The sequence below is a fragment of the Marinovum sp. genome (assembly GCF_048263515.1).
Classification (GTDB): Bacteria; Pseudomonadota; Alphaproteobacteria; order Rhodobacterales; family Rhodobacteraceae; genus Marinovum.
Window position 1 is genome coordinate 279,132 of sequence record NZ_JBLXEC010000001.1, and the last position, 19,901, is coordinate 299,032.

20 protein-coding genes are annotated in these 19,901 nt (G+C 65.3%); 10 read left to right on the plus strand and 10 right to left on the minus strand.

The features are described from left to right. Positions 1 to 34: 34 nt before the first annotated feature. Genes ACN0SE_RS01325 through ACN0SE_RS01340 form a run of 4 tightly spaced genes read left to right on the plus strand, consistent with a single transcriptional unit; the run spans position 35 to position 3,340 of the window. Complete coding sequence (locus ACN0SE_RS01325) at positions 35 to 904, plus strand: branched-chain amino acid ABC transporter permease (protein WP_417522664.1); 870 nt, start codon at positions 35 to 37, stop codon at positions 902 to 904. A gap of 4 nt (positions 905 to 908) precedes the next feature. Beyond that, positions 909 to 1,913, plus strand: coding sequence for a branched-chain amino acid ABC transporter permease (locus ACN0SE_RS01330; RefSeq protein ID WP_417522665.1), 1,005 nt, complete (start codon positions 909 to 911; stop codon positions 1,911 to 1,913). After that, complete coding sequence (locus tag ACN0SE_RS01335) at positions 1,906 to 2,649, plus strand: ABC transporter ATP-binding protein (RefSeq protein ID WP_417522666.1); 744 nt, start codon at positions 1,906 to 1,908, stop codon at positions 2,647 to 2,649. The genes ACN0SE_RS01330 and ACN0SE_RS01335 overlap by 8 nt, the downstream gene beginning before the upstream one ends. After that, a complete protein-coding gene (locus tag ACN0SE_RS01340) occupies positions 2,642 to 3,340 on the plus strand; it encodes an ABC transporter ATP-binding protein (RefSeq protein ID WP_417522667.1) in 699 nt (232 codons plus the stop codon). Before ACN0SE_RS01335 ends, ACN0SE_RS01340 begins: the two co-directional genes overlap by 8 nt. Positions 3,341 to 3,373: 33 nt before the next feature. Here the strand turns inward: ACN0SE_RS01340 and ACN0SE_RS01345 are convergent, their stop codons facing one another. Together ACN0SE_RS01345 and ACN0SE_RS01350 are read right to left on the minus strand one after the other, a co-directional pair. Continuing rightward, a complete protein-coding gene (locus tag ACN0SE_RS01345; RefSeq protein WP_417522668.1) occupies positions 3,374 to 4,264 on the minus strand; it encodes a LysR family transcriptional regulator in 891 nt (296 codons plus the stop codon). A gap of 104 nt (positions 4,265 to 4,368) precedes the next feature. Next, a complete protein-coding gene (locus tag ACN0SE_RS01350) occupies positions 4,369 to 5,244 on the minus strand; it encodes a dioxygenase (protein ID WP_417522669.1) in 876 nt (291 codons plus the stop codon). 264 nt (positions 5,245 to 5,508) lie between these two features. Here ACN0SE_RS01350 and ACN0SE_RS01355 point away from each other — a divergent pair, with 264 nt between their 5' ends. The 3 genes from ACN0SE_RS01355 (at position 5,509) to ACN0SE_RS01365 (ending at position 7,863) form a co-directional block, all read left to right on the plus strand. After that, a complete protein-coding gene (locus tag ACN0SE_RS01355) occupies positions 5,509 to 5,910 on the plus strand; it encodes a hypothetical protein (protein ID WP_417522670.1) in 402 nt (133 codons plus the stop codon). Continuing rightward, on the plus strand, positions 5,907 to 6,764 hold the full coding sequence (locus ACN0SE_RS01360; protein WP_417522671.1) for an alpha/beta fold hydrolase: 858 nt from the start codon (positions 5,907 to 5,909) through the stop codon (positions 6,762 to 6,764). The genes ACN0SE_RS01355 and ACN0SE_RS01360 overlap by 4 nt, the downstream gene beginning before the upstream one ends. Before the next feature lie 238 nt (positions 6,765 to 7,002). Beyond that, positions 7,003 to 7,863, plus strand: coding sequence for a 3-keto-5-aminohexanoate cleavage protein (locus ACN0SE_RS01365; RefSeq protein WP_417522672.1), 861 nt, complete (start codon positions 7,003 to 7,005; stop codon positions 7,861 to 7,863). A gap of 186 nt (positions 7,864 to 8,049) precedes the next feature. Here ACN0SE_RS01365 and ACN0SE_RS01370 read toward each other — a convergent pair whose 3' ends face one another. The 8 genes from ACN0SE_RS01370 to ACN0SE_RS01405 all read right to left on the minus strand — a co-directional run bounded on the left by ACN0SE_RS01370 (position 8,050) and on the right by ACN0SE_RS01405 (position 16,763). Further along, positions 8,050 to 9,981, minus strand: a complete 1,932-nt coding sequence (locus ACN0SE_RS01370) for an FAD-binding monooxygenase (RefSeq protein ID WP_417522673.1) — start codon at positions 9,979 to 9,981, stop codon at positions 8,050 to 8,052. A gap of 90 nt (positions 9,982 to 10,071) precedes the next feature. Next, the gene (locus ACN0SE_RS01375) at positions 10,072 to 11,199 is read right to left on the minus strand and encodes a CaiB/BaiF CoA transferase family protein (protein ID WP_417522674.1); all 1,128 of its coding nucleotides are present in this window, start codon (positions 11,197 to 11,199) and stop codon (positions 10,072 to 10,074) included. Beyond that, entirely contained in the window at positions 11,196 to 12,353 is a 1,158-nt protein-coding gene (locus ACN0SE_RS01380; protein WP_417522675.1) for a CaiB/BaiF CoA transferase family protein, read from the minus strand. The genes ACN0SE_RS01375 and ACN0SE_RS01380 overlap by 4 nt, the downstream gene beginning before the upstream one ends. 18 nt (positions 12,354 to 12,371) lie before the next feature. Continuing rightward, positions 12,372 to 13,172: an IclR family transcriptional regulator gene (locus ACN0SE_RS01385; protein WP_417522676.1), complete on the minus strand. Its 801-nt coding sequence runs from the start codon at positions 13,170 to 13,172 to the stop codon at positions 12,372 to 12,374. Between the two features lie 2 nt (positions 13,173 to 13,174). Then, the gene (locus ACN0SE_RS01390) at positions 13,175 to 13,933 is read right to left on the minus strand and encodes an enoyl-CoA hydratase/isomerase family protein (RefSeq protein WP_417522677.1); all 759 of its coding nucleotides are present in this window, start codon (positions 13,931 to 13,933) and stop codon (positions 13,175 to 13,177) included. A 10-nt stretch (positions 13,934 to 13,943) separates the two neighbouring features. After that, positions 13,944 to 15,224 carry a TRAP transporter large permease gene (locus tag ACN0SE_RS01395; protein WP_417522678.1) on the minus strand — a complete coding sequence of 427 codons (1,281 nt, stop codon included), beginning with the start codon at positions 15,222 to 15,224 and terminating at the stop codon, positions 13,944 to 13,946. After that, a complete protein-coding gene (locus ACN0SE_RS01400; protein WP_417522679.1) occupies positions 15,221 to 15,712 on the minus strand; it encodes a TRAP transporter small permease in 492 nt (163 codons plus the stop codon). The genes ACN0SE_RS01395 and ACN0SE_RS01400 overlap by 4 nt, the downstream gene beginning before the upstream one ends. Positions 15,713 to 15,767: 55 nt before the next feature. Then, positions 15,768 to 16,763 (minus strand): C4-dicarboxylate TRAP transporter substrate-binding protein, encoded by a 996-nt coding sequence (locus ACN0SE_RS01405; RefSeq protein WP_417522680.1) that lies wholly within the window; start codon positions 16,761 to 16,763, stop codon positions 15,768 to 15,770. A gap of 164 nt (positions 16,764 to 16,927) precedes the next feature. Here ACN0SE_RS01405 and ACN0SE_RS01410 point away from each other — a divergent pair, with 164 nt between their 5' ends. From ACN0SE_RS01410 to ACN0SE_RS01420, 3 genes are read left to right on the plus strand one after another with little or no spacing between them, the layout of a single operon-like run. Then, positions 16,928 to 18,040, plus strand: coding sequence for an extracellular solute-binding protein (locus ACN0SE_RS01410; RefSeq protein WP_417522681.1), 1,113 nt, complete (start codon positions 16,928 to 16,930; stop codon positions 18,038 to 18,040). A gap of 3 nt (positions 18,041 to 18,043) precedes the next feature. Next, complete coding sequence (locus ACN0SE_RS01415; RefSeq protein ID WP_417522682.1) at positions 18,044 to 18,760, plus strand: SDR family NAD(P)-dependent oxidoreductase; 717 nt, start codon at positions 18,044 to 18,046, stop codon at positions 18,758 to 18,760. Positions 18,761 to 18,770: 10 nt separating this feature from the next. After that, positions 18,771 to 19,805 (plus strand): zinc-binding dehydrogenase, encoded by a 1,035-nt coding sequence (locus ACN0SE_RS01420; RefSeq protein ID WP_417522683.1) that lies wholly within the window; start codon positions 18,771 to 18,773, stop codon positions 19,803 to 19,805. Positions 19,806 to 19,901 lie beyond the last annotated feature (96 nt).

Genomic DNA, 19,901 nt, shown 5'->3' on the forward strand with positions numbered 1-19,901 from the left:
TGGCCGGGTCGCACCCTGCGAGGAGGACCTTCTCATGACCCATGATCTTGGTTTCTGGACACTTCAGACGCTCAACGCGCTGCAACTTTCCATGCTGCTGTTTCTGCTTTCCATCGGCCTGACGGTCATCTTCGGGCTGATGCATTTCGTCAACCTTGCGCATGGTTCGCTCTATGCTCTGGGCGCCTATTTTGCCGCGTCGCTGGCCGCAGTGGGCGGCTATTGGATGGGGTTCTTCCTGGCCCCCGTGGCCGTCGCGGGCGTCGGCATCCTGCTTTATTCCGGGCTGATCAAGCGGATGCGCAAATCCGGCCCCATGGCGCAGGTTCTGGTGACCTTCGGGCTGATCTTCGTGCTGCTCGATCTCACACGGATCGTCTGGGGTGACCTGGCGCTGGCGATCGACGTGCCAGCGGTGCTCTCCGGCCGCCTGAGCTTTCTCGGCGTCGAGTATCCGACTTATCGCCTGTTCATCATCGCTTTGGGTCTGACGATCTTTGCCGTGCTGGCCTTTGGCCTCTCCCGCACGCAGATCGGCGCAATGATCCGGGCCGGTGTCGACAATGACGCCATGGCGGCCTGCCTCGGGATCAACGTCGAACGGCTGTTCTTCATCGTGTTCTGTGTCGGATGCGCGCTGGCCGGGCTTTCCGGGGCGGTGGCCGCACCGCTGCTGAGCGTGACGCCGGACATGGGGCTGCAAATCCTGATCCCGACCCTGATCGTGATCGTGATCGGCGGGCTCGGATCGCTCAGGGGCGCAATCGCCGGATCGCTGATCTTCGGCTTCGTACAGACCTTCGGCGCGGTGCTGGCGCCGCAGCTTGCCTCGGTTCTGATCTACGCCCTGCTGGCTGCCGTTCTGGTGGTCAAGCCGGTGGGCTTGTTCCCGGCGAAAGGATAAGACGATGTTTTCCCACAATTCTCTCCGCTACGCGGTGCTGGCCCTGCTGGCCGCAGGCGCGCTGTTTCAGGCCTTTACCGCCGGCTACTTCGGTTTGGAGATCCTGACCGAGATCCTGATCCTCGCCATGCTGGTACTGGCGCTCGACATCGTCGCAGGCTTCGGCGGCATGGTCTCGCTCTGCCACGGTGCGCTGATGGGCGTCGGGGCCTATGCCTATGTGCTGCTGTCGACCAAGGCCGGCATCGCGCCGCCGGTGGCGATGGCCGGGGCGGTCGTCCTGACCGGGGCCATCGCCTGGGTCATCGGCGCGATCTGCGCCCGCAGCCATGGCATCTACTTCATCATGGCGACGCTGGCCTTTGGCCAGATGGCCTATTCCTACGTCTTCGAAGCGCCGATCTTTGGCGGCGATGACGGGTTGGGCGGGATCTCGCGGTTTGACCTGAGCGTCATCGGCGTCGACCTGAACGACAGCCGCAGCTTCGCGCTCTTCTGCCTTGCCGTGCTGGCGGCACTGTACGGGGCCTCGGTGCTGATCCTGCGCTCCGGTCTCGGGCGCTCGCTGACCGGGGTCATGCACAACGAACAGCGGATGCGGGCGCTGGGCCTGACCGTCTGGCGGGTGAAGGCGGATGTTTTCGGCCTGTCTGGCATGATCGCAGGGATCGCGGGTGTTCTGGCAGCTCAGCATATCCTCTACATCTCGCCCGGACTGCTGGCCTGGACGGTCTCGGGCGAAGCTCTGGTGGTGGTGATCCTTGGCGGTCTCGGCACCCTTGTCGGCCCGCTGGTTGGGGCTGCGGCCTTTGTCGTGCTGAAGCACGAACTCAGCGCGGTCACGACCTATTGGCACCTGGTTGTCGGCCTCATCCTGATCGCCGTGGTGATGAGCCGCGCCAACGGGCTCTTTGGCTGGATCGAGGCCCGCTGGAGCGCGCGGGCCGACCGTCGCACGGCGGATGCCAGTCGCAAACAAACCCCGAAGGAGGTGCTGAGCGATGCTTGAGACATGCAATCTGGACAAGAGCTTCGGCGCCGTCCACGTCACCCGATCGGTCTCGCTGAAACTGGAGCGCGGCGAACGCCGTGTCATCCTTGGGCCGAACGGGGCGGGCAAGACGACGCTCTTCAACCAGCTGGTGGGCGAGTTGACGCCCAACAGCGGCTCGATCCACCTGGCAGGCGAAGACGTCACCGCCTTGCCGGTCGCCACACGCGCCCGTCGCGGCCTGTCGCGCAGCTATCAGAAGAACACGCTGTTCGACGGGTTGACGGTGGCGGAAAACCTCGGGCTGGCGTCCGCCGTCCATACCGGCAACGCCACCCGGCTCTGGTCGGACAGCCTGGCCAAGCCCGAGGTGCGCGAGATCGTCGAAGAGGTGGCGGCGCAGGTGAACCTGACGTCCTTCCTTCATGCCAAGGTCTCCGAGATCAGCTACGGCGTGCGCCGCCAGCTCGAGGTCGGTGTCGCGTTGGCCACCCGGCCGCTGGTCCTGCTGATGGACGAGCCGACAAGCGGTGTCGGGCCGGAAATGGCCAAGGGCTTTCACGACCTGCTGAACAACCTGCCGCGCGATCTGACGCTCTTGATCATCGAGCATGACATGGACCTGGCCTTTGACGTGGCCGACACGATCACCGTGCTGAACTATGGCGAGGTGGTTTTTGACGGCCTGCCGGAGGAGGCCCGCGGGTCGAGCCTGCTCAAGGAAATCTATCTGGGGAGCTGGGAAGATGCTTGAACTGAACGCAATCGAATCCGGGTATGGCGAGACGCAGGTGCTCTACGGGGTCTCTCTCGCCGCGCAGACCGGTCGGGTGATGGCCATCCTCGGTCGCAATGGTGCGGGCAAGTCCACGACGCTGAAGACCATCATGGGCCTGTTGCCGCTCAAGTCCGGCGAAATCCTGTTCGATGGCAAACCGATCGCGGGGCAGCCGTTTGACATTGCCAGGAGCGGGATCGCCTATGTGCCGGAGACGCGGGATATCTTTCCGTCGCTGTCGGTGCGCGAAAACCTCGAGATCGCGGCCCGCCGGTTCGGGGGCGCCGGCGCGGACTGGACGATGGAGCGGGTGCTCGATCTCTTTCCGCGCCTTGGCGAACGGCTGGAGAACGGCGGCACGCAGTTGTCGGGCGGCGAACAGCAGATGCTGGCCATCGCCCGGGGCCTGCTGATGAACCCGAAGCTGCTGATCCTCGATGAGCCGACCGAAGGCCTTGCGCCGATCATCGTCAAGCTGATCCACGACAAGCTGCAAGAGCTCAAGGCGGCGGGGCTGTCGATGATCATCGTCGAGCAGAACTTCGGTTTTGCGACCTCGCTGGCCGATGATGTCGTGGTTGTCGGCAAGGGCCAGATCGTCTGGACCGGCAGCGCCGACGAGATCAAGGCCGACGAAGACGCGCAGCACCGCTGGCTGGGGGTCTGAGGACAGGGGGGCGCCCGGTCTCAGGGTGCCCTTTCAGAACAGCTTGCGGGCCACCTTCTGGGCGATGTTGACGAAGTGCCTGACGTGCACGCCCTGTTCGTCGACCCGGTAATTCACCGCCAGTTCGGTGCGGGCAATCTCGGGCTCGATCTTGAGGAACTTCATGCCCTTGCGCGGCGCGGTCGCCACCGACTCGGGCACGATACAGACCCCTTCGCCCACGGCCACGAGACTGAGCGCCATCTGCAGGTCCATGCACCAGATGCGCAGCGGTGCCGTGAAACCTGCATCCTCGACCGCCTTGATCACCATGTCGGCATAGCTCGGCCGTGGCCGCTCGGGGTAGAGGATCAGGTGATGGGTCTGCAACCGTTCCAGCTTGGCCACCGTGCGCGATCCGGTGTCGATGATGTCGGGCAGCGCCAGAATGAGCCTTTCCTCGACAAGGTGTTTCGACAGGAATTCCGGGTCCTTGAGCGTCGGTCTGGCAAAGGCCACGTCCAGTTCGCGTGACACCAACGCCCGGTGCAGATCGGCGTTGTTCATCGGGATCAGGCTGAGATTTACCTCGGGGTAAGTCGTGCGATAGGACCGGATGATATTGGGCAGGATGCCGAAGGTGGCCGAGCCCACGAAACCCACGCGCAACCGGCCTTCGGCGCCCTGGCCCAAGCGCCGCACCTCGAGCTGCGTATCCTCGAGCTGGGCGAGGATCGATTTTCCGCGTTCCAGCAGCCGCTGACCGGCTTGGGTCATGGTGATGGCGCTGCGGCCGCGGTTGAACAGGATCGCGCCCAGTTCCTCTTCCAGCTGCTTGATCTGCCGGCTGAGCGGCGGCTGCGCCATGTCCAGACGCTCGGCCGCGCGGCCGAAATGCAGTTCTTCGGCCACGGCGATGAAATAGGTCAGTTGCTTGAAGTTCACGTTTGTCTCTCTCCCAATGCAGGACGATATGCGATCCACCGCAGCCCACCAATAAAAAAGCCCCCGAGCGATCGGGGGCCAGTCTGCAGGGAGGTTTGGTGAATTCACTCGGCGGCGATGGCCTCGGCTTCGGCCGCGGTCTTGAGCACGAAGTCGAACTCGAAGTGCAGGTCGGTGCCCAGCTCCGCGGGTGCGGGTTTGAAGGTGCCGATCAGGCTCTGCTTCACCGCGAAGACGCTGTCGTCTTCCAGCCAGGCGCTGTCGGCGTCGTAGATTTGGCTGATCAACGGACGGTAGCCTTCTTTCGAGATGATGAAGTGCATGTGGCCGGGGCGGTTCGGGTGGTGCCCCATGAAGCGCAGCAACTCGCCGGCGGTTTCATCATCCGGGATCGGGTAGGGCACGGGGCGCACCGCGACAAAGGCATACTGGCCGTTTTCGTCGGTCTCGAACCGGCCGCGCAGGTTGTATTCCGGCTGATCGGGGTCGAGGTTTTCGTAGATGCCGTTGGGCGCATCTTCCCAGACGTCGATCGTCACGCCGGCGATGCCCTTGCCGTTTTCGTCCTTGATGCAGCCCTCGAAATAGGCGGTCTCTTCGTTGTCGTAGTGCTTCTGGATGATCGAGGCGCCCTTGGGCAGCACCGGGGGGTTTTCGCGGTAGAACGGCCCGAGAACCGTCGATTCACTCTCGTTGCCGTCGACCGGGTTGGTCATCATGTCGACCAGAACCTCGACGCCGAGGATATCGCCCAGCAGGATGAATTCCTGGCGGTTGTCGTCGCACAGCTTGCCGGCGCGGGCGAGGTAGTCGCAGACGAAGAGAAACTCGTCATGCTGCAGCTTCACGTCCTTGACGAAAGCATGCAGGTGCTTGACCAGGCCGGTCGCGAGTACGCGCTGGCGGTCGGTGATCTCGCCGTGTTTGCCGAGGCTGTCGATCACGACGTCGGTGATGTTGTCTTGGTTGACGATGCCCATGGGGTGGTTCTCCTCCTGAAGGTCTGATGTCCGGTGACGAGAGGCCGTCGGCCGCCCGTCGTGCTTCAGACATCCTCCAAATGGCCGCCGGGCCCAATGCCCGCCACGGTATGGAGTGATACCGGCGATGGCCCGGCGATCCCGCCACACGGGTTCCCGGTCGATCCGCAGGGGACGACGCCGACCCGACAGGGCAGAGTATCGGCCCATACCCCTGCCGGCATGGCTCTGAGGCCCGCGCCCATGGCACCACTTGCCTCACACATGACCACAATGGAGGCCAAGGTGATCGATACCTTCACGCAGATACAGACCCGCCTCGAGGCGACGCCGCATCTGGTGCGCCTCGGTCGATTGTTTTCCGAAACGGTGCTGATCGAGATAGACGGGGCAGAAGTCTACCTGACCTTCGAACAGGGCCGCATCACCTCGGTCATTCCGGGCCCCAGCCGCAAGACGCCCTGGCGCTTTGCGCTGCGGACCTCGGCCGAGGCGCTGGAGAAATTCTGGCAGCCGCGGCCCGAGCCCGGCTTTCACGACATCTTTGGCTTGGTGAAGATCGGCGCAGGGCGGATCGACGGCGACATCCTTTGCCTGGTCAAGAACCTGCGTTTCTTCAAGGAGGTCCTGGGCCTCGCCCGCGCGACAGAGGAGCTGGCAGCATGAGCATCGAACCCATCACCGGCCGTTACCTGACCGTCACCGTCGAGGGCGCGCCGCGGCGCATCTATTTCGAGGAAGCCGGGCAGGGGCGCCCTGTCCTCTGCCTGCATACCGCAGGCGCCGACACCCGGCAGTGGCGCCATCTGATGAATGATGCCGAGATCACCGCGTCGAACCGCCTGATCGCCTTTGACATGCCCTGGCACGGCAAATCCCTGCCGCCCGAAGGCTTCGAGACCGAGGAATACCTGCTGACCACCGAGGCCTATATCGAGACGGTGCTGGCCGTGAGCGAGGGTCTGGGGCTGGGTCGCCCGGTGCTGGCCGGCTGTTCGATGGGCGGGCGCATCGCCCTGCAACTGGCCGCGTTGCATCCCGACAGGTTCAGCGGCTTCATCGCCATCGAGGCCTCGGACTTTCAGCCCGCATGGTACGACATCGACTGGTTCCACCGCCCCGACGCCCATGGCGGCGAAATGGGCGCGGCGCTGGTCTCGGCCAATATCTCGCCCTACGCCCCATCTGCCGAGCGTTGGAACACGCTCTGGATGTTCATGCAGAGCGGCCCCGGCGTGTTTCGCGGCGATCTGAGCTTCTACACCAGGGACGACAGCCTGATTGCGCGTCTGCCGACGATCAATACCGAGCGGACGCCAGTACATCTCATCGTCGGGGCCTATGACCTGACCTGCACGCCGGAAGATGCCGCGCGCACCGCAAGCGCCATCCCCGGGGCGACGTTGGCGGTGATGGACGAGCTCGGGCATTTCCCGATGAGCGAACACCCCGAGGGCTTCCGACCCTACTTCGTCGAGGCGCTGGAAAAGATGCCGGTGGAGGCTGCGAAAGCCGCCTGACCGATCACCCCAAGCACGCGGAGGAGGAGCCATGTGCAAGAACGCCGATACCCCATGCCCCGGCTGCAGGAAACACAAGCAGGCGGAGACCGCCTGGATGTTCTTCACCGACGAAGAGCGGCAGGCGCTTAAGAGCCTGAGCAAAACACAGCCCCCGGCGCGCCCGGCTGCACAGCCTTGAGCGAAACCCGAGCCTCGAAGGCTGACATCCAGTCAGCCCGTCAAACGGAAAAAGACCATGTCCAATCCCTGTATTATCTGTGTGGCAATCACCGGCAGTCTGCCCACGAAAGCCAACAATCCCGCTGTTCCGATCACCGTATCGGAGCAGGTCGAGTCCACGCATGAAGCCTTCGAGGCGGGGGCCTCCATCGTCCACGCACATGTGCGCAACGACGACGAAACCCCGACGTCCGACCCCGACAGGTTCGCGGCCCTGAAGGAAGGCATTGAAAAGCACTGCCCCGGCATGATCGTCCAGCTCTCGACCGGCGGTCGCTCTGGCGCAGGCCAGACGCGTGGGGGCATGCTGTCTCTGAAGCCCGACATGGCGTCGCTGTCCGTCGGCTCCAACAATTTCCCGACCCGCGTGTATGAAAACCCGCCGGAGCTGGTGGATTGGCTTGCCTCGGAGATGCTGACCTACGGCGTCAAGCCGGAGATCGAGGCCTTTGACCTGAGCCACATTCTGAAAGCAAAGGACATGTCCGACAAGGGCCAGCTCGCCGGCACCCCCTATGTGCAGTTCGTCATGGGCGTGAAGAATGCGATGCCGGTCGATCGGGAGGTGTTCGACTACTACATTCATACGGTCAAGCGCCTGTTTGGCGCGGATGCGCCGTGGTGTGCCGCAGGCATCGGGCCCCACCAGCTCACGCTGAACGAATGGGCCATCGCCGCGGGGGGCCATGCGCGGACCGGGCTCGAGGATAACGTCCGGCTGGACCGCGACAGGCTGGCCCCCTCGAATGCGGCGCTGGTCAGTCGCGCCGCGGAAATCTGTGACCGGTTCGACCGCCCCGTCGCCTCGTGGCAGGAGGCGCGCCGCATTCTGGGGCTGCGGATGCCTGCCGGACAGGAAGAGGGCGTCGCCGCATAAAGGCGGTTTGGCCGCCAGTGGCTACGGCCATCCGGGGAGGGCCATCGGGGTCTCAGTCCCCTGTCAGACGAGGGTCGCGCCGTCACCTAGGAACGGCGCGACCATTGGATCATCTGGCGGGAAGCCCGCACCCGCGGACCGGGTCGCCGCCGGGCCTGAGCGCTGGGCAGATCGACGCTGTGTGGTTTACGCCTCGCCCTGCGGCTCGAATATCCCGTCAAAGAACGCCGCCAGCTCGGTGAAAGCCTCCAGCGGCAGGATGTGTGCGACATATTGATCGGGGCGCACGACAATCAGGCAGCCGTCCGTCCGGTCGATCCCGCGCATCTCGTAGATGTCGTCGCCCAGCTTGTGATCGACACAGAACACCTTTTCGAAGTCGCGCAACCCGTAGCTTCCCTTCGCCGGGCGCAGCAGCGCGGGCATGTCTTCATGGTTCAGCGATTTGAAGTCCTGCTGGAATATGGCGCGCAGATCGAAAAGGGCGTCGATGTCTTCGTCGCTTCGGGTGAACCGCCGCACGGGCGAGGCAGGATCGTTCTCCAGCCAGGCGCAAAGCCGATGGATGGCGCCACCCCCGGTTCCCGCGTCGTCCTGTCCGGCAAAGGCGTAGAGCCGCCAGCGGCCGTCGGCCTCGGCCACGTGACCAAGGTGCAGCGGCTTGGCGTCAGCCACCCGCAGCACCGGGGCCGAATGGAACCGCTTGCCGAGGATCTGCCCGGTGGCAAGCTGCTGGTATGTGGGCGCGGCAATGATGCGGGACGGCTCATACTGCACGGCAAGACCGCCGGTGAATTCCAGGTTGTCGATGAACTGCTTCTGAAAACGCGGCATGTCGGTGCCGTCAAGCTCGGATTGGCCCGGAGGCGCGCTCATGATCCGGGCCCATTTGTGGTCGGTTTCGACCAGACGTCTTGCCTCTTCAAGCCGCTCGGCCGAGTAGCTGTGCAGCAGGCTGGCATCCGAGCGGCCGGTCAGCACATGCGCCAGCTTCCAGCCAAGGTTGAAGGTATCGCCCATCGACACGTTCATCCCCTGACCCGCTTTCGGGCTGTGCGTGTGGCAGGCGTCCCCGGCGGTGAACACCCTCGGGGTGCGCGTCGCCGTCTCGCCTTCGGGGACATCGTCGAACTTGTCCGTCAGGCGGTGGCCGATCTCGTAGATCGACCACCAGACTACCTCTTTCACGTCGATGGTGTAGGGCCGCATGATCCGGTTGGCGGCGGCGATGATATGCTCTGATGTCAGGTTCCGGTTCGCGACGCGTTCGTCGGGGTTGAGCTTGTCCAGCTCGACGTACATCCGGAACAGATAGCCGCCTTCCCGCGGGATGATCAGCACGTTGCCTTCGCTGGCCGACTGGATCAGGCATTTGCGGCGCAGGTCCGGGAAATCCGAATTCGCGAGAATGTCCATCACGCCCCAGGCCTGATGGGCGGCGTCGCCGTGCAACCTGCCGCCGATCGCCTTGCGCACATTGCTGCGCGCGCCGTCGCAGCCGACGACGTAATTCGCCCGGACGCTCACCCTGTCGCCCGCGCTGCCGTCTTCCCTGACGTGCTCCAGCGTGACGGTCACCGGGTGGTCGTCGGTGCTCGTGTCGACCTCGAGGTCCACGACCCTCAGCCCGTAGTGCGGCTCCAGCCGGGTCGGTGACTTCTTCATCACGTCAAGGAACAGCTGGTGAATGCGCGCCTGGTTGACGATGGTGTGCGGCATCTCGGATTGGTCATCCGCCACGTCCTGCGCGATCCCGACACGGGTGATGTGGTCGGTGTTCGCGGGATCGGGCCTCCAGAAGGACGTCTGGTTCACCCAGTAGGCCTCGCGCTTGACGGTCTCGGCAAAGCCGAAAGCCTGGAACATCTCCATCGACCGGACATTCACACCGTCCGCCTGCCCCTTTTCCATCGGGCCCTGTTTCGGCTCGACGATCATTGTCGTGATCTCGGGAAAGCCCGCCAGTTGCGCCGCAAGGCACAGCCCGGCCGGACCGCAGCCGGCTATGAGCACGTCGACGGTCTGCGGGACCACACCGCCATGCGGGTGTTCGTGGCCGGGGGCGGGGGCCTTGATGTCCGGATCCCCGGGTCTGAATCCGTCCACATAATACTGCATCGCGCTCTTCCGAATTCCGTGTTGCCTCAGACTACAGTATCTATGCCGACTGTCGCGCTTCGGAGTAGGTATGCATGAATACCTTTTCGGTCACGCCGGGGGCGCGAACCCCATTTCTCGGGCCAGCGCCGCGCCATGTTCGTCGAGTGCCGGGCCGCGCGGACGCGGGTCGGGGCGGCGCCCGTCCAGCCGGATCGGTGCCGCCACCTGTGCCAGGGTTCCGCCGGGCTTCAGCATGTCCTGCACCTCCGGGCCGCCCTGGGCCAGCATGTCGTCCCAGCCACGGACGCGGGCGCACCAGATGCCCTGCGGCGCGAGCCGGGCTTCCCAATAGGCGGCGTCGCGGGCGGCGAAGATCTCTTGCAGCCGCGCGCGGATGGCCTCGCGGTCGCGGAACCCGTCCAGCGCGGCGAGGTCGGGCTGGCCAAGCACGTCGGCCAGCGCCGGCATCGGGGTCATCGCCAGCGCCAGATGCCCGGTCCTTGCGCTATAGACCCCGTAGGGCGCCGCGAGGTAGCCATGGGCGGAGCCTTCGGTCATGCGCTGCGGCGGGGTGCGGCCATTGCTCATCCAGGTGGTCAGGAACTCGAACTGCAGGTCGATCAGCGCTTCCAGCAGGCTGGTCTGTACATGGGTTCCCGCGCCGGTCCTGGCTTGCCGGTAGAGCGCCGCCAGAAGCCCCTGCGCCAGACAGGCCCCGGCGGCGATGTCTGCAATCGGCAGGCCGACGGGCACCGGTCCTTGGTCGGCATTGCCGCTGAGCCACATCAGCCCGCTGCGCGCCTGCGCCAGCAGATCCTGGCCGGGCATCCCGGCCCAGTCGCCGGTTTCGCCGTAGCCCGAGATCGAGCCGTAGACCAGCCCGGGCCTGAGCTGCGCGGCGGCCTCGTAGCCCAGCCCCAATCGCTCGATCACGCCGGGGCGAAAGTTCTGGATCACCACGTCCGCCGCCTGCACCAGTGTCCTTGCGGCCGCCCGTCCTGCCTCGGTCTTCAGATCGAGTGTGATACTTTCCTTGCCGCGGTTGATGGCGTGAAACAGGGTGGATTCGCCCTCCACCCGCGTGTCGGAGACATAGTGGTGCCGACAGAGGTCGCCGCGGTCGGGGTTTTCCACCTTGATGACCCGTGCCCCCAAGTCGAGCAGGCGGAGCGAGGCGTAGGGACCGGCCAGGAACTGGCTGAAATCCACCACGGTCACGCCGTCCAGCGGTTTCATGCCCCGGCGGTCGCGTCGAGCGCGCCCAGCACAGCCTCGGTATCGGCCCCCAGCGTCGGCCCGGCGGTCGGGTTGCGCAGCGCCGAGCCGTCGATCCGGATCGGGCAACGGGTGGTTTTTGCCGCCTCCGTCCCGGCACGGATCTCCTGCACTGGGTCGAGCGCGGCAAAGCCCTCGGTCGCGGCAAAGCCGGGCCAATCGAGCACCTCGGCGCACCACAACCCGGCGGGCTCCAGGACATCGAGCCAGTGCCGTGTCGGCTTGCCCGCCAGCACGCGGGCGACCACCGCCTTGATCGCGTCCAGCTGCGCAAAGGCCTGATCCTGTCCGAACTCGGCAATCTCGGGGCAATCGAGCAGCTCGGCCACCCTGGCCAATGGCGCCATGGCCAGCGCCATGTGGCCATCGGAGGTCTCATAGATGCCGTAGGGGGCCGGCTGGTAGGGGTTGGCATTGCCCTGCGCGTGGCGGCGCGGCTGGCCCTCGGGATCGTTGAGGAAACAGGTGAATTGTTCAAAGGTCATGTCGATGGCCGTCGACATCAGGTCGACGTCCACCAGCCCGCCCTTGCCGGTGGTGCCGCGCCGCACGAGGCAGGCAAGGATGCCCTGCACCAGCAGGCCCGCCGTGGCGACGTCGAGCATGGCAAAGCCGGTGGGCACCGGCCCGTCGCCATCGTTGCCGTTGAGCCAGGCGATGCCGGACAGCGATTGTACCAGCAGGTCCTGCCCGGGCTTGTCCTTCCACGGGCCGTCAGCGCCATAGCCCGAGACCGCGCCGTAGACCAATCGCGGGTTCAGCGCCTTGACCGCGTCATAGCCCAGCCCGATCCGCTCCATCACGCCAGGGCGAAAGTTGTGGATCATGACGTCGGCGGTGCCGATCAGCGCCTTCACCCGCGCCAGGTCGTCGGGGTTCTTCAGATCGGCGGCAACGCTCTTCTTGCCGCGATTGAAGGTGTGGAACACGAGGCTGTCGTCGCCCATCCGCTGGTCGTTGACGACCATGGACCGGCAGAGATCGCCGCATTGGGGCCGTTCGATCTTGATCACCTCGGCGCCGAGGTCGGCCAGCCGCAGGGCCGCCACGGGCCCGGCGAGGAATTGCGCGAAGTCGAGGACGCGAAGCCCGGCAAGCGGCAGGTCGGGGGTCATGGGGGTCTCTCCTTGTCGTCAGGTGATGAGGGCCGCGGCGTGGGGGCTTGTCTCGGGGCGGAAGCCCAGCGATTGCGACAGCTCCAGCGCCGTGATGCGGATGGTGGCGAGGGTTTCCTCGGCGGTGGCCGCATGGCCCACCTGGCCGATGAAGCCCGAGGTGATGGCGGCCACGACGCCCCTGGTGTCAAACACCGGCACACAGAGGTTGCGCACACCCGCGATCATCATGCTGGGCGTGTCTTCAAAGCCGTTCTGACGGATGCGGGCCAGCCGCTCTTTCAGTGCGTCGCGGTCGCCTGCGGGCTGGCGGGCGAGGTGGCGCTCCTGCACGTCCTCGGGCGAAAACGCGAGGATCACGTGGCCGGAGCTGGTCTGGGCGACCGGGAACAGCGACCCGGTGCGCACCGAATATCCGGCAGGCAGGGGGCTTTGCACCGAGGTCAGCACCAGCACGTTTTCGCGGTTCAGAACGCCCAGATGGCAGGACTGGCTGGTCTGTGCAGCGATCCGCTCCAGAAGCGGCAGGGCGGCGTGGATCAGTCGTTCGGTCGGATCGTATCGGTGCGACAGTTCGAAGAGCTTGAGCGTGACCGAGTAGCGGCTGGTGCCTGCGTCCTGCTGCAGGTAGCCGCGTTCGGTCAGGTAGACGACGACGCGGTAGATCTCGCCCATGGTGCGGCCCAGGGCATCGACGATCTCGTTCATCGTCAGCCCGTTCGGCTGCTCGGTCAGCAATTCCAGGACGTCGAGCGCCTTTTCCACCGCCGGAACGGCGGATTTTGCCTTCTTGCCCTCATCTGTCGCGCGCTTGTTCATGGTCACTCCCCTGATTGTGCCGCGCGCATCTTGGCCTGTTCGGCCTTGGCAAAACAGAGGGACATGAGTTCGTTTTCATTGCGCAGCCCCTGTTCGAGGCTCAGATCCATGGCGCCGCGCACCGCCGCCTTGACGGCCTCGGTCGCATGGGGGGCGTTGCCGGCGATCTGGGCCGCGACCGCGCGGGCCTTCTCCAGTTCCTCGCCCGGCTCGGTGAGGTATTCGACCATGCCGATCCGCGCCGCTTCTTCGGCGTCGAAGCGATCGCCGGTCAGCAGCAGTTTCATCGCCTGGCCGTAGCCGCACATCCGGGTCAGGTGCCGCGCCGCACCGCCAGCGCCGTTCCAGCCAAGCTGCACCTCCGGCGCGGAGAAGACGGCAGAGCGCGCCACGACCCGCAGGTCGCAGGCCAGCGCGATCTCGAGCCCGCCGCCAAGCGCCCAGCCCTTGACCGCCGCGATCGCCGGTTTGCGCAAACCCAGGATCGGCGGGATATAATCGTACCGATTGCGCCACGCCCAGAAATCTTCGTAGCCCTCCAGCGCCTTGATGTCCGAGCCGGCGCAGAACGCCCGTTCGCCCGCGCCGCGGAAGATCACGACATGCGCCGCCGCGGTCTCGTTCGCCTCGGCACAGCAGGCGCCGATCTGGCGGTACATCTGCGGCGTCAGGGCATTGTGCTTGGCGGGGCGGTTCAGGGTGATCTCGGCCACGTTGCCGTCAAGGGTGAAGTCGACGCTGCCGTCGGTGTCCTGGGTCATCTGGGAAGCCTCAGTCGAATTGCAGGTTGGGCAGCCAGAGCGAGAGCTGCGGAACATAGGTGAGCACGAAGAGCATGCCGAAGAGCACCAGATAGAACGGCGCGCTGGCGCGGATGAAGTCGGCGATGCGCACCCCGGTGATCGAGCAGGTGGTGAACATCAGCGTGCCGAGCGGCGGCGTGACACCCGCGACGGTGAGGTTGAAGACCATGACCACGCCGAAATGCACCGGGTCGATGCCGACCTTGGTGATCACCGGCACCAGGATCGGGGTCAGCAGGATCAGCGCGGCGGAGCCTTCGATGAACATGCCGGCGACCACCAGAAGCAGGTTGATCAGCAGCAGAAGCAGCAGCGGGTTCTGGGTCAGCGCCAGCATCGCCTCGGCCACCTGCGCCGGAATACGCTCCCATGTCATGTAAAAGCCGAAGGCGCTGGCGGCGCAGATGATCAGCAGGATCACGGCGGTCGCCTGCATCGTCTGTTCGAGGATCGGGCGGATGTGGGCGAGCTTCAGATCGCCATGCAGGATGCCGACGATCACCGCGAACAGCACCGCCATGGCACCGGCCTCGGTGGGCGTGAAAAAGCCCAGCCGGATGCCCAGTACGATGCCCACCGGCACCAGCAGGGCGAGCAGGGCGTTGCGAAAGGCCCGGCCGCGCCCGGCCCAGGGCATGGGCGCGTCAAAAGCCGGTTGCAGGTCGAGCTGGCGAGCGCGGAGCGCAACGGCGCCCATCATCGCGGCGCAGATCAGCACGCCCGGCAGGATGCCCGCGAGAAACAGCCGGCCGATGGAAACATCGCCCATGAAGCCGTAGAGGATCAGCCCGATGCCCGGCGGAATGATCACCGAGATGATCGAAGAGGACGCGGTCACGGCGGTGGAGAACGCCGGGTCGTAGCCGCGCCGGGTCATTTCCGGCACCAGCACCTTGGACTGCATCGCCGCATCGGCATTGGCTGAGCCGGAGACACCCCCGAGAAGCGTCGAGAGCAGCACGTTGACCTGCGCCAGCCCGCCTTTCCAATGGCCGGTCATCGCCTCGGCAAAGGCCATCATGCGGGACGTGATGCCCGCGAAGTTCATCACCACGCCGGTCATGACGAAAAGCGGCACGGCGAGCAGCGGGAAGGAATGGGTAACGGCGACGATGCGCTGGATGAAGAGTTCCGGCGGCATGGCGCCGGAAATCAGGAAGAAGGCCAGACCGGCCATGCCGATGGCAAAGGCGACGGGGATGCCGATCGCGATGCCGGTCAGCAGGATGACAACGGGGGCGAGGGTCACAGCACCTCCTCCAGGGTATCCACCAGTGGCGGCTCCATCAGGCCCAAGAGCCGCAGGGCGGAGGTGAGCGACATGCCGACAAAGGAGATCAGCGTGGCGAGATAGACCCAGGAAAACGGGATATCGAGCACCGGCGAAGGCCGCGTCGCGCCCTTCTGCATCATCAGGAAACTCAGCCATGCCGCGTAGACCAGAAAGGCCAGAACGGCGACTTCGGCCAGTTTCAGCACCGCGCGCCGCGCCGGGCGGGGCAGAAGATCGACCAGCAGCGTGACGCGGATGTGCCGCCCCTCCTGATGTGCGGTCATCGCGCCGATGAACACCACCCAGGTGAACAGGATACCCGACAGCTCTGTCGTCCAGACCGCCGGACGCTCGGTCACGTAGCGCGTCAGAACGCCCCAGAGCACCGAACCGGTCAGCACCGCCAGCGCGGTGAAGGACACCAGGTTTTCGGCCCGTCTGGCCCATTTGGCGACGATTTGCATGGTCTCTCCTCCCGATGGGGGTCCGGGCATGAGGCGCGCCCGGACCATGGATGGGTCAGTTGTCGAGGATCTCGCGGACGCGGTCGTAGAGACCTTCGGACCAGTCCGGGAACTTGGTGAAGACCTCGGCCGTCGCCTCCTGGAAGGCGGCCACGTCGACCTCGCGGTTGAAGGTCACGCCCTCGGCTTCCAGCTTGGAAATCCATTCCTCCTGCGAATCCACCATCAGGTTGGTCATGAAGACCCCGGCCTTGTTGGCTTCTTCGCTCAGCACGGTCTGGATCTCTGCGGGCAGCCCGGCGAAGAGATCGGCGTTCATCATCAGCCCGGTGAAGCCCTTGAAGTGGCCGGTCAGCGAGATGGTCTTCTTGGCCTCGTGCAGCTTTGCGCCATAGATCGAGGGCAGGGGCGCCTCGGCCCCGTCCACGACACCGGCGGAGAGCGCGGAATAGACCTCGCCCCATGCCACCTGCGTGGGCCGCGCGCCCATGGCATTGAACGTCTCGACCCACATCACGTTTGGCGGTGTGCGAAAGGTCATGCCGGCGATGTCGTCGGGGCTGGAGATCGGCTTGTCGGCCAGCATGTGGCGCGAGCCGAACAGCCAGTTGAGCGACAGCACCTCGAGCCCCGCCTCGTTGCGGGCGCGGTCCTGCAACTCGGTGAAGAGCGCGCTGTCGGCGATCTTCTGCAGATCGCGCGGATCCTCCATCAGGTAGGGCCCGCCCAGCACGCCGAAATCGGGCACGAAATCCGACAGGTAGGCAGGTTCGGAAATGGTGATGATCGGCGCGCCTGCGCGCACCTGTTCAAACACTTCCGGGTTCGAGCCGAGCTGCGCGTTGGCGAAGATCTGGATCGCCACGGCGCCCTCGGTGCGCTCTTCCACGTTCTTCACGAACTCTTCCATCGCCTGCTGGATCGGCTCCTGGTCCGACGTCACGTGGGCGAGGCGGAACGTGTAATCCTGCGCGGTCGCGGCAAGCGGGGCCAGCGCGAGGCTGGCGGCGGCGATCAGGCGGCTTGTACGGCCAACAATCTGAAATGTCATGGGGTTTTCTCCTCCGATTCGGTGTCTGGCGGGCGATTGCCCGTCAGGTCCGCACCTTCCATAGCACGGCAACTTGCAAATACAAAAGTTATTTTGATACTTGAAAACAAGAGCGTGCTACGGCAAGGATGACCCCAGCCGCGAGAATCGGGAGGAACAAGCGCATGAAACTGAAGGGCATGACCTGGGATCACCCGCGGGGCTACGATCCGGTGGTTGCCGCGTCTGAGGTGTTTGCCGCCGAGACCGGCGTCGAGATCGCCTGGGACAAGCGTTCGCTTCAGGCCTTTGCCGATGCGCCGATTGCCGAGATGGCAGAAACCTACGATTTCATCGTTCTGGATCACCCGCATGTCGGCCAGATCGCCGAGGCCGGCGCATTGCTGCCTTTGCCCCTGCCCACCGATCCGGAGGCCTCGCTGGGCGGATCGGCGGAAAGCTATGTCTGGAACGGCAGTTGCTGGGCCTATGCCATCGATGCCGCCTGTCAGATGGCCTGTTACCGGCCTGATCTGGCCCCGCCCCTGCCGCAGCAATGGGAGGACTTCCTCGCCGCGGATGCCGCGAAGTTCCGCCCGCTGACGCCGCTTCTGCCGGTCGATGCCTTCGACATGCTGATGACGCTGGTGGCGGGCCGCGGGGGCGACCGAATGCCCGCCAGCCCCGAACGCTTCGTTTCCGGGGACAACGGGGTCTACGCGCTGAAAATCCTGCGCGCGCTCTACAATCTCGGACCCGACGAACAGGTCGACATGAACCCCATCCGGGTGCTGGAGGTGCTGACCACCGGCGACGATTTCGCCCTGTCGCCCTGCCTTTTCGGCTACGTCAACTACGCCCGCCCGGGGTTCCGCCCGCATCAGGTGGCCTATTTCGACCTGCCGGTCAGCACGGGTCACTCCCGCCCGCGCGGCATCCTCGGGGGGGCGGGGATCGGCGTCTCTGCCAAGACCCGCCACCCCGAGGAGGCCACCCGTTTCGCCGCCTGGGTCACCTCGCAAGAGGTGCAGTCGGGCGTCTACCTGGCCAACAACGGCCAGCCCGCCAACCGCCACACCTGGCTGGAGCAGGCGAAGAACCCGGAGGTCGCGGGCTTCTTCAAGGGCGGCTTTCACACCATCGACAACGCCTGGACCCGCCCGCGCGACATCTGGTTCCTCGATTTCGTCGACGAGGTCTGCGCCATCATGCCGGATTTCTTCCGCAAGGCGATCCCCGAGGAGACCTTCCTCGCCCGGATCGACCAGCTTTACCAACATCATCTCTGCGAGGCCTGACACATGCCGATTGCCGTTATCACCGGAGGAAACAAGGGCCTCGGCCTCAGCCAGTCGCGCCGCTTTCTCGAGGCAGGCTTCGAGGTTCACGTCGTGGCCCGCAGTCGCGCCGAGTTCGACACGCTGGGGCAGGGGGCGACGTTTCACGAATGCGACATTGCCGCCGACCGCGAGGCCGACTGGCTGGCGGCGATCCATGCGCAGGCCGGCCCGATTGCCGCGCTCGTCAACAACGCCGGCGTGCACTTCAAGAAACCGATCTGGGAGGTGCCGCCAGAGGCGCTGGACCGGGTGCTCGACATCAACGTGCGCGCCATGTTCGCCGCCTGCGGGCGCTACGTCAGCCTGCATCGCGACACCGGCGGCGCCATCGTCAATGTCTCGTCCATGGGCGGCATCATGGCGCTGCCCTCGGCTGCCGCCTACGTGACCGCCAAGACCGCAGTGGTCGGGCTCACCCGCTCGGTCGCCGTCGACGCGGCGCAGTTCGGCATCCGCTGCAACGCGGTCAGCCCCGGCTTCATCGATACCGACATGACCCGCGCGGTGCTGGAGAAGGACCCGGCGCGCCGCGACAAGATCGAGGGCCGCATCCCGAGCCACAGATTCGGCCAGCCCGAGGATGTGGCCGACGCCATCTTCTACCTCGCCTCCGACCGCGCGGCTTACGTCAATGGCGTGAACCTGCCCGTGGACGGCGGCTATGCCATCGGATTCTGAAGGACAGACCATGAGCCATATCCAGACCCGCCTGACCGCCGCCCAGGAGGTGACCACAAACCGCCAGACCCCGCCAGACACGGTGCCCGAGGGCCACGCCCGCCTGCGCCTTGCCGTGGCCAGCCTGTGCGGCACCGACCTGCATTACTATGCGCATTTCGCAAACGCGGGCTTCCAGTTGCAGAACCCTGTGACGCTGGGCCACGAAGCCTGCGCCTGGGTCGAGGAGCCGAACGGATCGGACCTGAAGAAGGGCCAGCTTGTCGCGCTGAACCCGATCATGAATTGCCAGGTCTGCGACGCCTGCCGGCGCGGCGAGGAAAACCTCTGCACCGCCAAGAAGTTTCCCGGCTCGGCCACCACCGTGCCGCATCTGGACGGGTTCTTCCGCGAAATCATCGACCACCCGGCGCGCTGCTGCCGGCCGGTGAAAGACGGCGTGAACCCGCGCCATCTGACCTTTGCCGAGCCGATGGCCTGCGCGCTGCATGCGCTGAACAAGGGCGGTGTCGAGGCCGGGCAGAAGGTGCTGGTGACCGGCTGCGGGCCGATGGGGCTGCTGGCGATCGCCGGGGCAGCGGCGCGCGGCGCCAATGTGACGGCACTCGACCTCAGGCCCGGTGCGGTGGAGGTCGCCTTGCAGGCCGGGGCCGCCGAGGGGCTTGTCGCCGACAAGGTGACGGACGCCGAGATCGAGAAGCGTTTCGACGTGGTGATCGAGGCCTCCGGCGCCATCCCCGCCTTCAACACCGCGCTCAAGGCGGTGCGGCAGAAGGGCCGCGTGTCGATCCTGTCGAACATCCAGCTGCGCGAGGCGCAGGTGATGCTGCATCTGGTGATGCTCAAGGAGATCGAGATCGTCGGGTCATTTCAGTTCAACCGCGAATTCGAGGAAGCGGTGCAGCTGATCGAGGCCGGTTCTGTCAACTTCGACGCGCTGACCGCTGCTGAATATCCGCTGGTTCAGGCGGGCGAGGCGCTGGCCTGCATGGCGGCTGGCAAGGCATTCGGCAAGATCATTCTGACGGTATTTGGTACGACATGATGTTTTGAGGATTCAGTCAAAAATCCGATTGTATCCACAATTATCAGCTTAAAGCATCATATCGTTTGACTTGTGGATAGATTTGGTCGTACCAAA